Consider the following 16,344-nt stretch of genomic DNA (forward strand, 5'->3'; position numbering starts at 1 on the left):
GCTTTTAAAGGACACGTCGTGCTGCAACGTAATTATTTTTAGCCCAAACGGAGTCAAGACTATCTTTAACTATACTGCCTGTCGTCGAAAGAGAAATAAATTGATTCCCTCCAAGGTAAATACCTGTTTGTGTAATTTTCGATCCGCTATTATCTGTTGAGAAAAATAATAGGTCTCCCTTTTGCAGGCTTGCTTTTGTGACTGCTTTACCCATTTGCGCCTGTTGGCTTGCTATTTTATATTTTAAATCAATGCCTTGATTTTTATAAACATAGTATGTATATCCAGCACCTGTAAATATTAAGTTTTTTTCATCATAAACATAGCCAAATTTCGTTTTGCCAATCAGACTTGAAGCAAAATCTACAACTCTATCAGCTGATGAGACATTCGCTTTAGGCGCTGATACCTGTGTAGTCGGTTTTGCCGGTGTAGTCGACTGCGCGGTTGCAGTCGACTTTACCAGTGTAGTATTATCTGTAAAAACTCGTTTTGCCGTAATATAATGCTGGTTGTAATAATCCACAAACAGAACTCTAGTTAAGATACCACTTGAATTTGGAATAATTATTCTGTGATCACCCGCGTAAATAGCTACTGAAGATGGGGTGCTTGAACCTATCACACTATTAAAAAAGATCAAATCACCTTTCTTTAAGCTTCCGCGAGAAACGGTTGTACCTAGTTTCATTTGTTCTTTAATATTCGTTGTTCCTAAATTAACACCATTATTTTTATACACATAGTTCACAAAACCCGTACCAGTAAACTTCAGTGCTTTCTCATCATTCACACTGCCCATTGTCACTTTATTCATTAAATTAAAGGCTTGTCCAACAATGTTATCCCCTTTTGTTGCTGGGTTTGAAGGCAGTAAGCTTGGTAATACTCTGCGGGCAGAAAAGTAAGCGTCTGTATAATATGGTTTGCTATTCATATCGGCAATGACAATATTTTGTTTTGAATCCGCCATATGAATCACTTTATTGTCGCCAATATACATCCCTACATGATCGGGATCCGTGCCTGTCTTTTTACTTTTAAAGAACACTAAATCCCCTTTTTGTAGTTGATTTCTTGGCACGTATGTCCCTTGCTGTACCATATAATTTTCATTATAAGTAGCAAGATCTACCCCATTCTGTTTAAAAATATAATCAATGAACGTTGCACATGAAAATTTGTAAGGGTAAGTTGACTTGTACTCGGCAGTGCTGTAAGTAGCCTTTCCTATTAAACTCTTACCTGTTTGAATTAATTGATCAGCCTTTGCTTCAACTGCTAGCTGGTTATTCTGCGCATTTACTGTTGCGGCTGAAACCTTTATTGGATTAATTGCGATTGGGGCCGCTCCTAAACTACTAAAACCAATTGAGAATGCTAATGTAGTTGTAACCAAAAGTTTTTTCATAGGTTACCTCCTGATGTGTTTTATTTCTCTCACAACTAACTTTAGCATATATTAATAACCTTCTTTTGTGGGAAAACATCCCATCAACCTTGGCAATATGCCCTAATCCCGTGCCCTTAAAGGGTTGTACCAGGTAATTTACAGTTTGATTACAAGGTTTACAAAATAGTTAATCTCCATTTTAGAGTAGAACATGGGGACCAGTTAATTGTCCCACCAAATATTTACGATCGTTTTTGTATTTTACATCGAGGCTAAAGATCAAATAATGAATAAGGGCTGTCAAAAAGGGGCGTCTCTAAGCCGAAAAAATCGACTTATGAGACAGCCCCTTAAATTGGTCTAAGCTTTTATTTCTTCATAGTATGATAATGCGCTATAACTTCTTGCGTAATTTCGCCGTTTTCAACTAGCCCGCTTACTTCCCTCAGTACATACGGTACACCGTGTTCCTGTATCATTGCTTGAAGCTTTACTGCTTCCTCATCTTCCTTGTAATCAAAAAGGAGGGCTGATGCGATCGCCTTTGCAAGATTCGTGTAAGGGAGTCCAGCCTTCATCGCTTCGACAGCTGGACGCACTAAGCGATCATCCGGTCCTAGCTTCCTTAGAGGCGAACGGCCTACTCTCGTCACTCCATCATTCAAGTATGAATTTTGAAAACGATTGATAATTTTGCCGATATATTGCCCGTGCTCTTCCGGATTTAAGCCATATTGTTTGATTAAATAATCACCTGTCTCGCTAAGTGTCGCTCGAACTTGTTCGACGATCTTTTCATCAGCCAATGCCTCATCAATCGTCGATTTATTCTCAAGATAACCGAGATAAGCAATGACGGCATGTCCGGTATTAACGGTAAAAAGCTTTCTTTCAATAAAAGACGCAAGGTCTGAAACGATTTTCATTCCTTCAATCGGCGGGATGCTTTCCTTTGTCTCAACAACCCACTCAAAATAAGGTTCAACTAAAACATCGAGCGAACCCTGATTGTTCTGGATGGGAACAATGCGGTCGACGGCGGAATTAAAGAAATAGACTTTGTCCGCTACATTCGCTTTTGATTCTTCATCTAAATGCTCCAATATATAGCCTTTTAAAAGGTCGGTAGCCGAAATTTGGTTTTCACAGGCAATCACATATAGCTTTTCCTCGTTCTCCTTTAGTCTTGCAGTTAACCCCTTCGCTATTAATGGTGCAATACGTGGCAGGATATTCGGTCCAATTGCGGTTGTAAGATAGTTTGCTTTTGTGATCGCTTCAACTACTTCTTTTTCCTGTGTCAAATTATTTAATCCTGATACATTTTTTATTGTTACGGTTTCTTGTTGATCTGTGGCCAATTTAACTTGATACCGCTTTTCCTCGTTTAATTGATTAATAATTTGGTCAGCAATATCAACAAAAGTCACATGATAACCGGATTGTGAAAAAAGCGCGCCTATGAATCCTCTTCCGATGTTCCCCGCTCCAAAGTGTACAGCCTGTTTCAATCGTATCAGTCCCTTATTAAATTTGTATGAAGATAATCTAAAAAAATGCCCTCTAATCTAGTGCGGATTAATTCCTCATTTGATGATGAAAAAACCATAATGGCTTCATTATTCTCAATTAAACTTGTACTTATCAAGCTTACTATTTCCTGTTCTATCAAGCTTAATTCCTCAGGTGCCAACATTAACAACAAATTCTCCATGTACATATCATTTCCGTCCATCCCTTTAACTAGACAAGGCTCAGTCAAATGGCTAATTTGAAAAATTAGCTCCTGGACCTTCTCATGCCTGCAGTGGAAAAGCCCCATTCCCGTATTCGGTATTCCAAGCCCGCCTATTCTTTCCCGACCCTTAAGTGATTCCATAACATCATCTACATTTGTTAGAAGCTTTTCTTTTTCCGCCATCCTTAACATGTCTTCAATGATTTGATCATACTCTTTTAGCTTCGGGATCTGATAGACGCGAAAATTATTGATAACAGCTTGGATGCTTTGTTGTACATCCTTCAGCTCTTGTAATTTTTTCGTAAGTTCTCCCTTTGGTGGACTAAATTTTGGAGCAGCTTTTCCTACTGATTTTATATAGTTCTTTTTTCTCGTTAAATTTCCAATATCATTCTTTATATAGCTTCTGATTGCTAATATATTTTCCTCATTTAACAGCGGAGAAACTAATATATATTCTGTTCCTATGAATGGAAGCCGAACGGTGGAGATGATCACATCATAGCTTTTTAAATTCCCATGCCTTTGAATATCTTTAATCGATTGGATTTCTACGGAATTAATCTCAATTATTTCTTTTTCTATTCTGCTTGCCAGCATCTTAGATGTACCTATTCCCGTTGGGCAGACAATCAGTGCTTTAATCTCTATTTCCTCTTCGTGCATCATTAATGCCGATCCAAAATGGAGGACAATAAAGGCGATTTCATCATCGGGAAAATTAGAAATCTCTTCAAATTCCATTTCTACACTTTTTTTTACCGCCATAAATAGGACAGGATATTTTCGTTTTACCTCCTCTTTGAGAGGGTTAAACAATCCCATCTGTTGCTTGATCCGAAAAAGCGAAGGTTCCATATGAGAAAGAAGCCCCTGATACAAAGAAAAATCCTTTGTTAAATCAACATGAAGTTGGGAGGACACATCTTGGATTAAGTTTTTTATTTTCTGACTAATGACTATTCTGTCATATGGAACATCGCCCACTGCTTGTAGCTTAGAGCCCTTAAGGATGACCGCCAAATAGATCATATCGTCTTGCGTTAAAGATACTGAGTATGATCTCTCTAGCTCCTCGCTTATACTCTTGATTAGGTTGTATTCATTAACGATTTCATCGGTCCAGCCGATATTTTCCTCTATTTGAAAACGGGCTTCCGTCCTTTGCATAGTAATACAAATATGTACAATTAATCCGATGTAATCACCATCTGCAAGGCGCGGCTGTATATTATTAAAAGTAACATTTACTAACCTATCAATTGTAAGGAAGTAGTCTGAGCGGAAATAATGTAAGATCCTTTCTTGTGAATTCCTTCCACTTTCCAGTAAAAATAAATTCTCAATTAGGTCTTCATTAAAATAAAGTAAGAAAAAACTTGCTAGAGCTTTTCGTTTATTTTGTTCTGTTCCAATTAGTTCGACCCCTACTCCTCTTTTTCTCGTAATCCGAACATGAAAATTCCTTAGCCAGTCTGTGAGTTCATCCAAGTAAATGGCCAATGTGCTCATGCTTACACCTAAAGAGGAGGATAACGATTGAATTTTTACATATTCTTCTTGTAGCAAGACGATTAGCAGCAGTAGTTTTCTTTCCTGAGGTGTTTGATCGATAGGGTCAATACCAGCTAATTGCTGGATAATTCGAAAGATCTGTTCATTTTTCCCCTCAACCATAAGCCCTTTATCGATATTGCGGGCTAATCGAAGCTCAAATGATTGGAGAATCTTTTCTATGTTTTTTAAATCACGATGAATGGTTCGGACACTTACATTTAAATAAGTCGCAATCGACAAAGCCGTATGTTTTCCTGATGTTTTGATAATTAATTCGATAATTACTTTTTCCCTTGAGGTAATATGCATGATACCCACTCATTTCAGTTTAGGAAGTAAAGCGCTCCTTGGCGCGGAACTAGACTGCGGAAAAACAGTGAATAGAAAAGCGCATAAGAACGCTTTTCTATTCGTTAAAAATAAGTATTTATTTTTTTCCTATAATATCCATTAACTCTTGAGCTGACTTAGCTCTCACCATCTTCTCAATATTCTCCATATCAGAGCAAGTAACCGCTATTCCAGATAAAATCTCAAGATGTGTGCCCTCTTTCCCAGCAATACCGAAAATCAAGCGTACTTTTTGACCGTCAAAATCAACTCCGTTTGGAACTTGCAATACGGTAAATCCAGATGTAAGGACATCCTTTTTCGCTTCTTCTGTACCGTGCGGGATCGCAACATCATTTCCCATATAGGTTGAAGTCATTTCATCACGAGCAATCATGGCTTCAATATAGCTTTCGTTTACATACCCCGCATTCACTAAAGCCCTTCCAGCAAAGCGAATTGCCTCTTCTTTATTGGAGAAAGATTGATTGAGAAATACATTTTCCGGACGAAGCAGACTGTCACTATCGGGATTACTTGGGACAACCGCTTCAGCATCTTCAACAATTTCATGTAGTTCCGCGTTGGCAGGAAATTGCAATTGGCTGATTAATTTATCATATTCTGGACTTGATAAGAAATTATCCACGGATATGTGATACGCATTAGGTGCTTTGTTCTGTGCTCTTGGGGTTAGCTCTTCCTGTGTAATGACAATTTGTGCATCAGATGGGATGTTACTAATCGCCATATTGGTTACAGAAATATTCATCCCTGCTTCCTTCACTTTCTTGCGTAGAAGAGATGCACCCATCGCACTTGAACCCATTCCAGCATCACAAGCAAAGATAATTTTGTTAACATTTTCAGGCATCGTACCCTTTGAAGCAAGTACATTTGCAACAGAGCTTTTCTTTCCTTTCATTTCTTGCATTTTTCTTGCTGCCTCTTCGATATTATCATCTGTTTGCTTGCCTGTTTTTAGTATGAATGCAGAAACAACGAAAGAGACAATTCCAGCTACTAGCACTCCAGCGAAGTTCGCAATATACGCACTCGTATGATGTGGAGTAACAGCAGCGATGGCAAAAATACTGCCCGGTGATGCTGGGGAAAATAATCCTCCACCTAACAGAACCAAGGTGAATACGCCACTCATCCCACCTAAAATAACAGCAATAATCAACATCGGACGCATTAGAATATATGGGAAATAAATTTCGTGAATCCCACCAAAGAAATGGATAATGGCTGCTCCAGGCGCTGATCTTTTCGCATTCCCTTTTCCAAATAAACAATAGGCTAGCAGGACGCCAATTCCAGGGCCCGGGTTCGCCTCAAGAAGAAACAGTATGGATTGACCTGTTTGTTTCACCTGTTCGACCCCAATTGGCGAAAGCACACCATGGTTGATCGCATTGTTTAAGAATAACACTTTTGCAGGTTCGATCAAGATACTTGTTAAAGGTAATAATCCAGTCCCTATTAACCAATCAACACCGTTGACCAACCACCCTGTAAACACTTCAACAGCAGGACCGATTCCCGAAAAGGCTAGAATAGCTAACAGGCCACCAAGGATCCCTGCCGAAAAATTGTTAACAAGCATTTCAAAACCAGCTTTAACTCTTCCTTCAATTAGCTGATCAAATTTCTTAATTACATATCCTCCAATTGGCCCCACTATCATGGCACCAAGAAACATTGGAATCTCTGCCCCTACAATGACACCCATTGTTGCAATTGCCCCAACAACAGCACCGCGCTGGTCATGTACGAGCTTACCGCCTGTATATCCTATTAATAGCGGAAGCAAATAGGTAATCATTGGACCTACCATTTTGGCAAGGCTTTCATTTGGGAAGAAACCAGTAGGAATAAATAATGCCGTAATTAATCCCCATGCAATGAAAGCTGAAATATTCGGCATAACCATCGAACTTAGGAAGTTACCGAACTTCTGTATAGCTACTTTTATATTAGATTGAGCCATTTGCTCTCTCCCCTTCATTAATATTGTTCATTATTAATGGTAAAGTACAAATCTTCTATATTCAATAAAGAGGAAAACTAACTTTGTCTTGACGATAGTGACAAACCTATTGTTTATCAAAAACACTGTGATTATACGGCCTATACTTGCTGAATCGTACAATAAAAATAAAGTTGGCTAACATAGTATTACCTCAAAGACACTGTTTACTATTTTGTTATCTATTCGTCGGTCCGATTTGCCTTCCGAGAAGCGATAAATTTCACAGAATTCAAAGAGCCTGTTTTTGAAAAACAAAACAGGCTCTAAGCACGTCTTCATATAGACAATTATTAATTTACGTTCTGCAAAACTTCTTTAAATGCTTGAATAACTATATTTACTTCATCGTAACTAATATTTAATGGCGGCTCAATGCGGATTGTTTTTGAGTTTACTAACGTTCCGGCAACGAGCACTCCTTTATCAAACATTCCTTTGGACACTTCGTAACCTACTTCATCTTTATGGAACTCAATTCCGATCATTAAGCCCTGTCCGCGAATTTCCATTACTTTATCCTCATGACCTTTCGTGGCATCTTTAAGCCCTTGTAAGAAATATTCTCCAACTTCAGCAGCGCGAGCTGGTAAATTTTCCTCTAATAAGACATCAATGGTTGCAATCGCTGCCGCACAAGCAAGTGGATTTCCGCCAAATGTTGTCGTGTGCATAAACGGATTATCAAACCAGCTTTTGAATACTTTTTCTTTCGCCACGATTGCTCCAGCTGGCATGACTCCCCCGCCAAATGCTTTTGCCAGACACAGAATATCTGGAACAACATCATACAATTCTGCCGCAAACATTTTCCCAGTACGGCCCATACCTGTCTGAACTTCGTCAAAGATGAGCAATGCTCCATATTCATCACACAGCTCTCTAACTTGCTTTAGATAGCCCTCTGGAGGTAGAATAATTCCGCCCTCACCTTGGATTGGCTCTAATAGGACTGCTGCAACATCCTCCCCAACTAGTGCACATGCTTCAAACGTCTTTCTCATCATGTCGATGTCCCCGAAGGCTACATGACGAAAACCTGGAATTAATGGAAGGAATGGCTTTCTAAACATTCCTTTTGCTGTACCAGATAGCGATCCAAGACTTTTTCCGTGGAAGGAACGAGTGGTTGCGATAAATGTTGTCCGTTCGCTATACATTTTTGCCAGTTTTAATGCAGCCTCAACACTTTCCGTTCCACTATTTGTAAAGAAGGAATATTTTAAATCCCCCGGTGTAATCTCTGCTAATATTTTTGCTAGAATGGCACGAAGAGGATCAAGCAAGTCTTGACTGTGAAGTGCTTGACGCTTTAATTGATCCGTCACAGCTTTCACTACCTTTTCATTCCGGTGGCCCACATTGTAAATACCAAAGCCCCCAAGGCAATCAATATACTTTTTCCCGTTTACATCCTGGAAACAAGAACCCCCATCTGACCATTCAACAGCTGCAAACTGACCATCTTGAGTGACCGTTTTTCGATATTCTAAAAAGCCCGGATTCACGTGTTCGCGGAAATTGTTCACCGTTTCCTGCGTAATCCATTTGGCTTCTTCTTCTGTCACCTGTTCCTTCTCAATCATCTTTAATACTTGTTTAATATATTGATCAACACTCTCAACTTGTAACTCTTCTTTTTTATTCTCAATATTTGTACTCATATTTATCTCTCCTCTACTTGTGTGTAAAAACTAGGCTCTTTTCGCATAGCCTTCAAAAGTTGCCCGTTGATTTCCGCTGCGGGCACTTGCTTTCCGCGTGGAGGGACGGGAGCCTCCTCGGCGTTACCGCCTGCGGGGTCTCCCGCTTCCCTCTATTACCGCAGGAGTCAAGTGCCCTCCGCTCCAATCAACTCAGATAATTGAATAAAATCACACTAAAAAACAACAAAGTTTACGAAAACAGCCAAAAACTAAACCGTTGTCGGATTCGGCAGAAATTGTCCTTGATGTACGCCAGCACAATGAAATGAAGCCGACGACATTTACGTATTGAGCTTTAGAGCATACGCTTATGAATATTTTCTATTTGAATAGCAGGTTATTTTGAAAACCAGCCAATTGGTTCTACTTGTAAATTTATATTAATTTGCTTAATCTCTTGGAAAACATCCAATCCATATGTTCCAAGTGCGCGTCCGATTCCACTTTGCTTATAGCCACCCCATGGGGCTTCGTTATACGTATTGTGGTATGTGTTTATCCAAGTAATTCCCGAACGGATTTTTTTTGTCACTCTCAGCGCCTTCGCCCCATCTATCGTAAATACTCCGCCTGCAAGTCCATAATTTGTACTATTTGCAAGTGATATGGCTTCCTCTTCATCCTTGAACTTTTCAATTATGACGACTGGTCCGAAGATTTCTTCTTGAAATATTCTCATATTAGGAGTAACGTCAACAAAAACGGTTGGCTCAACAAAATAGCCCTTTTCCAACCCTTCTTTAGTTATTCGGTTTCCTCCACAAACAACCCGGGCTCCTTCTTCTTTGCCGATTTCAATATAGTTTAAGACCCTTTCCATATGTTCCTGACTGACTAACGGACCCATTTCCGTGTTTGTGTCATTTCCGGGACCAACGTTGATCTGCTTTGCCCGCTCAACAAAACGGTTAACAAATTGATCATAAATGCTTTCTTCGACCAAAATTCGCGATCCTGCGGAACATACTTGACCAGATCCTGCATAAATCCCAAACAACGCGTAGTCAACAGCTGTTTCAAAATCAGCATCTGCAAATATAATATTTGGTGACTTCCCTCCAAGTTCTAAAGAGACTTTTTTCAAGTTTCCTGCTGCCGCTTTCATGATGTGCTTCCCTGTCTTTGTCCCGCCTGTAAAGGAGATAAGATCAACATCGTGACTTTCTGCTATTTCATTGCCAACAGCTGATCCTGCGCCCATCACCATATTGGCAACACCCTTCGGCAAACCAACTTCTTCAAAAATCTCAAACAGCTTTGTCGGTGTGAGCGGTGTCACTTCAGACGGTTTATAAACAACGGTGTTCCCTGCAGCTAGCGCAGGTGCTAGCTTCCAAACACTTAACATAAGCGGATAATTCCATGGAACAATCAACCCACAAACACCTACCGGCTCACGAACAACAAATGCTTGAACAGGATCAGGCACCTGATAAGTCACGCCATCTGGCTTCGTAATCAAACCTGCATAATACCGGAAACAAGCAGCTGCATCTGCCATATCAAACCCTGCTTCCCGCAGCGGCTTTCCATTATCCATCGTCTCAAGCCGGGCAAGTTCCTCTGCATTCTCATCGATTTTATCCGCAATTTTAAATAAATATGAAGCCCTCTCTGCTGGGGCCATTTCAGACCAAACACCGCTTTCAAAAGTTGCTTTTGCAACCTGAATGGCCTCTCTTACATCCTCTACAGTTCCCTCAGCTGCTTGAGCAAAGACTTCACCTGTAGCTGGATTTATGACATTGCGTTTCTCTTTATTTTGTGAATCTCTCCATTCCCCATTGATATACATTTTTAGATTAAACATCACATGCATACCTCCTTTTCTCTTTGCTTATAGTTAATGCAAGATATGTGCCAACTCTTAAAATCTGGTTGTTCATACATTTGCTATAGAGTAATAGCTTAAAAGTATGCAGATTTGCATAGGATAGTTAACTATGCATAAAGAAATCTATAAATATAAAAAAGTGGCACAGAACATGTCTGTACCACCTTTTGGAATTTATCGTCATAGATTAGTTAAATCACTTTAGAATCATTCCATCTTTATTAGAATGCTTCTCACTTAAAATCTTCTGGTACTTCCGACTAACGGAAGACTGACTCACGCCAAGGGCTTTTGCTGCTTTCGTTGTTGTTTTATACTGCTTCATGGCAAGTAATATCAATTGTTCTTCTACGTGATCAAGCGCTTCCTGAAGTGGAAAAACCTTTGAAAAGACTGGTTTTTCCTTTTTGAAATCGCCTCCTACGGATAGAAATTGATTAACAAAATGAGCATCAATCGTCTGGTGATCAGTAGAAACAGCTAATCTTTCAATCATATTTTGCAGCTCGCGTATATTTCCAGGCCACGGATAGACTTCAAGGAGATTAAGAGCATCAGGCGACAAATGGAAATTTTTATTATATTTCTCATTTAATTGCTGAAGAAAATGAAATGCTAAGAGCGGGATGTCTTCCGGACGTTCACGTAATGGAGGAACATGAATCGGAATCACGTTTAAACGATAAAATAAATCTTCACGAAATGTCCCTTGCTCAACCATTCTTTCCAATTTTTTATTAGTCGCTGCGACAATTTGAACATTAATTTGGATTGGCGTGGTGCTTCCAATTGGAACCACTTCCTGTTCCTGAAGAACTCGAAGCAATTTCACTTGCAGACTCATTGGCATCTCTCCAATTTCATCCAAAAACAAAATTCCTTTATCCGCTTTTTGAAAGTAACCTTCTTTTCCGTTTTTATCTGCTCCCGTAAATGATCCCTTACTGTACCCAAAAAGCTCGCTTTCCAATAAGTTCTCAGGAATGGCGCCACAATTTAATTTAAGAAATGGCTGATTGGCTCGATTCCCCATTTGATGAATAGCCTGGGCGATGACTTCTTTACCTACACCTGACTCGCCATCGATTAATACAGTTGAGGAAAAATTGGAAACTTTATTGACATGCTCCATAATTTGTTCCATTTTCGGACTGCAATATATTAATTTCTTAAAAAACTGATCTTTATTTTTGAACGTGTCAAGCTCCTGTTTATACTGATCGGATATTCTTTTGATCGCCCTAAGCTCTGTTTTTAGCTTTGTTGTTTCTGTTATATCTCTTGATGCAATAATGATGCGTTCAATCTTTCCCTTTTCATTAAAAACGGGATTTCCGACTGCGAGAATTTTTTTCCCGCCTTTCGTTTCTTGTACAATTGACACTTTTTTCTTTTGTTCTAATACTAAGCGGGTGACGGAAGGACTAAACAATCCTTTATTCTCAAGATCTAACAAGCTTTTTCCAATCAGATCTTTCAGCTCCACTCCCCAAAAGTCAGAGATAAAGCTATCACTATAACGAATGAGTTCACCTTTACAATTCACGACGAGAATTTCATCATAAATCGTTGAAAGAATTGCATTTAAATCCTGATTTAAATTTTTGATATGTTCAATTTCCATCGCCATTTCTTCAACCATCGGCAGATCCTGAACAATGATAATAACGCCTTCTACTTGCTCGTTAAAATCAGTAATAGGGCTGTAATCAACGAGAACACCCATTTTATCTGTAATTTGGATTTGATTTAAGATCGTTTCACCCGATAAAAAAACATTATTAATAGACTCACCATTAAAAATACTTTCAGCAGGTTTATTCATGACTTGATCGGAAGTCATTTTGATCATTCTTAATCCTGACTCGTTAAAATTAATCATATTTTTCTCACGATCAACAACGAATATGCCCATTGGAATAGAAGTCAAAATAATTTTCAATAAGTCGAAGCTGCTCCGATTTTCTTGTTTAAATAAACTTGCTAATACATCTTCTCTTCGAATATAACCAGTTGGCTCGCCATGATCATTGATAATGAGTGCAATAGGCTCTCCGAGTATTTGAAATAGAATTGGAATTGAAATGGTTTGATTTAATTTACTCACGTTTACTAATGAAATTGAGTTCCTTAATAACGTTTCGAATGTGATATTATGATCAATTTTATCATTTGACGGAATATCTTTTATCCGGATATAGGCAATTAGTTTTTTATCCTCCTCCAGAAAAAGGAAAGGCTCATTATTATTTCTAAGTTTGGACTTCCAATCTTCTATAGGACTATCTTTTGATATTAAAATGATTGATCTGATATTATCCTTTTCAAGTGAAAACACACGTTACCTCCTCCCATCCAACCATTTCTATTATATCATTTGATTGATTCCCTTAATAAGAATAATGGTTTAATTTTATATAAAAATGGGAATATTCCATATATTCTACCAATGTTAATAGAGGAGATGATTGTACATCCCCCCAGTTCCAAATTGACTATTAACCTCAATCGCTTCCACTCACAATTAAATCTTCTTTAATAAACGCAAGGACCATCCCTGGTATCACTCGATCGCCTTTTTGTACCTCTAAAGAATGAACTTTCCCGCTAAATCCAACACTTACTGTTTCAAGGCTTCCATGAACGGTTCGTATCGTAAACAATTTTTCCCATTCATAAATCCGTGAATGAATATCAATGGAAATGTCCTCTATGATGCCATAACATGAACTTATAATAAATTCATGATTCACTATAATTATCCTCCTTTCTCTATATGCGATTCTTATTTAATATTGATTGGCAAAGTGCTTATGGTTTAAGATCATTTGAAAAAAGGATTGGCAGGCATTTATATCTATTCCCGTTATCCCTAATTTTTTTGCCCAATACAGATCATTTTCAATGTCGTCTTGGCACATTAAGACCATTTTTCCAGTTTGAAGCGAAACAACCATTGCTTTTCCATAAAAATGATTTGAATAAATGACAGAAAAGTCATAGCGATGATCGTCGGTTGCTACACAATAATGATTGACCGATTGGGTTTCTCTTTCTTCTAATAAAATTTCTACCATATTTTCGTCTCCCTTCACACTGCTATCCAACCACGAAGTCGTGATGCTTCCGCTAATGCATGAATTCCCTCTATTATGCAGCCACTTCCTTTACTGACCACCTCTTTTTAGTTATATATTTATTATAGATGCAAAATTTGTGCCAAAATTTATTTCCTTTTCTTTGATTGTCTCTCTAAAGGCGTTAAAGCATTTTCAATCTTGTTTAAATGTTATAAATGCATAGATTATGCAATTTTGAATAGTTTATAAAAGCAAAAAAAGACCGGAGAATAATCAGGAAATTGCTCGATTATTCTTCGGTCTTGGTTCATTTCTTAGCCAAGATTATGGATAGGATCTATCTTTTTTCACTCAATGACTATTGATGTTTAAGGCAACCGTCTCCCTAAGCTCTTCTTCTTCCCATCCTTTACAAACATCGACCCACTCTTTCGCAAATGAATATTGTAATAATTCATCGCATGTCAATTCGATGGCAGAATTTGTACTTCCACAGGCGGGAAAAAGGGTCTTAAAGCGTTTCATCGAGACATCCAGATAGACGTCCAATTCATTTGCTAATCCAAACGGACAAACACCGCCAATCGCATGTCCTGTTTGCTCGAGGACCTCATCAGGCGTGAGCATACGTGCCTTGAGTTGAAATGTATGACGGAATTTCTTATTATCAATTTTAGCATCACCTGCTGCGACAACTAGGATTGCTTTATCCCCTTCTCCCCTGAAGGATAGGGTTTTTGCAATTCGCGCTGGGATGACACCAATCGCATCCGCAGCCAATTGTACTGTCGCACTCGATGTTTCAAACTCCATAATATCCCTCTCACGATTCCACTGTTTAAAATGAGCTTTTACACTTTCCAACGACATCTATATTCATCCTTTCCATACCAATATTATGTAAGATGATAACATCCTTTAACGCAGCAAAGCAATGGGAATGATCAAATTCTGTAAAAACAAGAATTTGTTAGGCATATCAAACAAATTAAAAAATTTTATCAAAGGAAGAGTTCTGTGATTGCGCCTTGAAAAAATGGGTAATTTTTCATATTATTAAATTAAGCATTTATAATTTATTTGTTATTAAAAACTCAATGTTGATAGACAGCATAGTATTGTCCTACCAACCCAGAATGCCTCGTTCTCTAATATGCGTTTCGTTTTTGTCTTGGATGCACCACTGTCGAAGCTTCCTAGTCAGATGGCTGCATCGGAAACTTGTACATCTTGTATGTCGTATTAGCCTAAACCAAAGAATGGGTGTGAAATATGGTTATAAAACCTCGCTTTGAACCAGTAGAATTAAAGATTCTGAGATGTTTAAACACACGAATGGATTTATCCGTTAAAGAAAAGCAGTATTATATAAATCTTGAGAAAGGTTACGAAGGTGAACGAATCTTTGATGACTTGTTAAAGAACCTCTCTAATGAATGGATTATTCTAAACGACCTGCTGTTCGAGAGTAATCACACGATATTTCAAATCGATTCGCTGCTCATTTCTCCAAAAACCATTTACCTTTTTGAAGTAAAAAATTATGAAGGTGACTTTTATATCAATGCAGAAAAGTGGTATACCCTATCCGGAAATGAAATTAAGAATCCATTGCTTCAATTAACACGAAGTGAATCTTTACTTAGACAATTACTCCAAGATCTCGGATTAAACTTTTCAATCGAAGCGTACATTATCTTCATCAACCCCGAGTTTACTCTATTTCAAGCCCCACTAAATCTGCCTATTATTTTTCCGTCACAGCTTAATCGTTTTATGAAAAAATTAAATATGAGTTCATCAAAACTGAATGGAAAACACGCTAAATTAGCTGAACAATTAGTATCTGCGCATCTAGATGAATCTCCTTACTCACGTTTACCCGCTTATGACTATGATCAACTACAAAAAGGGATGACTTGTAGACTATGCAACTCCTTTATGACTAGGGAAAAGAAATTGGTGTGTAAAGAATGTGGGTGCAAAGAAAATATCGAATCTGCTGTAATGCGAAGCGTGGAGCAATATAAGCTTCTTTTTCCAGTTAGAAAAATTACAACCAACGCAATTCACGAATGGTGTGGGGTGATTGAGTCTAAGTTGACAATCAGAAAGATTTTAACGAAAAACTATAACCTTTTGGGGCATGGTAAGTTCTCATATTATGTTCATTCTCAAGAGAATCATCTATGACGACCGGCTGGGCTCATTCTTTCCGATTTCGATCGCCATAGATCACTCATGGCGACCGGTTTGGCTCATTCTTTCCGATTTCGATCGCCATGGACCACTCATGGCGACCGGTTTAGCTCACTCTTCCCGATTTCGATCGCCATGGATCACTCATGGCGACCGGTTTGGCTCATTCTTTCCGATTTCGATCGTCATGAATCACTCATGGCGACCGGTTTAGCTCACTCTTCCCGATTTCGATCGCCATGGACCACTCATGGCGACCGGCTTGGCTCGTTCTTTCCGATTTCGATCGTCATGAATCACTCATGGCGACCGGTTTAGCTCACTCTTCCCGATTTCGATCGCCATGGACCACTCATGACGACCGGTTTAGCTCACTCTTCCTGATTTCGATCGCCATAGATCACTCATGACGACCGGTTTAGCTCACTCTTCCCGATTTCGATCGCCATGGACCACTCATGGCGACCGGTTT

The 16,344-nt window shown here is 38.7% G+C and carries 11 protein-coding genes; 1 reads left to right on the forward strand and 10 read right to left on the reverse strand.

Features of this window, described 5'->3' with window-relative positions; genetic code table 11:
• Positions 1-4: 4 nt before the first annotated feature.
• The 10 genes from BGM26_RS13435 to BGM26_RS13480 all read right to left on the reverse strand — a co-directional run bounded on the left by BGM26_RS13435 (position 5) and on the right by BGM26_RS13480 (position 14,543).
• Positions 5-1,411, reverse strand: a complete 1,407-nt coding sequence (locus tag BGM26_RS13435; protein WP_217040298.1) for a C40 family peptidase — start codon at positions 1,409-1,411, stop codon at positions 5-7.
• 350 nt (positions 1,412-1,761) lie between these two features.
• A complete protein-coding gene (locus tag BGM26_RS13440) occupies positions 1,762-2,904 on the reverse strand; it encodes a mannitol-1-phosphate 5-dehydrogenase (protein WP_217040299.1) in 1,143 nt (380 codons plus the stop codon).
• A 5-nt stretch (positions 2,905-2,909) separates the two neighbouring features.
• On the reverse strand, positions 2,910-5,000 hold the full coding sequence (locus BGM26_RS13445; protein ID WP_217040300.1) for a BglG family transcription antiterminator: 2,091 nt from the start codon (positions 4,998-5,000) through the stop codon (positions 2,910-2,912).
• A 118-nt stretch (positions 5,001-5,118) separates the two neighbouring features.
• The gene (locus BGM26_RS13450) at positions 5,119-7,014 is read right to left on the reverse strand and encodes a PTS mannitol transporter subunit IICBA (RefSeq protein WP_217040301.1); all 1,896 of its coding nucleotides are present in this window, start codon (positions 7,012-7,014) and stop codon (positions 5,119-5,121) included.
• A 332-nt stretch (positions 7,015-7,346) separates the two neighbouring features.
• Entirely contained in the window at positions 7,347-8,717 is a 1,371-nt protein-coding gene (locus BGM26_RS13455; protein ID WP_217040302.1) for a putrescine aminotransferase, read from the reverse strand.
• Between the two features lie 379 nt (positions 8,718-9,096).
• Complete coding sequence (locus BGM26_RS13460; protein ID WP_217040777.1) at positions 9,097-10,569, reverse strand: aldehyde dehydrogenase family protein; 1,473 nt, start codon at positions 10,567-10,569, stop codon at positions 9,097-9,099.
• A 220-nt stretch (positions 10,570-10,789) separates the two neighbouring features.
• On the reverse strand, positions 10,790-12,898 hold the full coding sequence (locus BGM26_RS13465; RefSeq protein ID WP_483297805.1) for a sigma-54 interaction domain-containing protein: 2,109 nt from the start codon (positions 12,896-12,898) through the stop codon (positions 10,790-10,792).
• A gap of 199 nt (positions 12,899-13,097) precedes the next feature.
• Complete coding sequence (locus tag BGM26_RS13470) at positions 13,098-13,346, reverse strand: biotin/lipoyl attachment domain-containing protein (protein ID WP_217040304.1); 249 nt, start codon at positions 13,344-13,346, stop codon at positions 13,098-13,100.
• A gap of 36 nt (positions 13,347-13,382) precedes the next feature.
• The gene (locus BGM26_RS13475) at positions 13,383-13,670 is read right to left on the reverse strand and encodes an SAV0927 family protein (protein ID WP_217040305.1); all 288 of its coding nucleotides are present in this window, start codon (positions 13,668-13,670) and stop codon (positions 13,383-13,385) included.
• A 354-nt stretch (positions 13,671-14,024) separates the two neighbouring features.
• Complete coding sequence (locus tag BGM26_RS13480) at positions 14,025-14,543, reverse strand: YbaK/EbsC family protein (RefSeq protein WP_217040306.1); 519 nt, start codon at positions 14,541-14,543, stop codon at positions 14,025-14,027.
• Positions 14,544-14,945: 402 nt separating this feature from the next.
• Between BGM26_RS13480 and BGM26_RS13485 the strand changes: the two genes are divergently transcribed.
• Positions 14,946-15,866: a nuclease-related domain-containing protein gene (locus BGM26_RS13485; RefSeq protein WP_217040307.1), complete on the forward strand. Its 921-nt coding sequence runs from the start codon at positions 14,946-14,948 to the stop codon at positions 15,864-15,866.
• Positions 15,867-16,344: the final 478 nt, after the last annotated feature.

The organism is Bacillus sp. FJAT-29790 (genome assembly GCF_019039215.1).
Taxonomy (GTDB): domain Bacteria; phylum Bacillota; class Bacilli; order Bacillales; family Cytobacillaceae; genus Cytobacillus.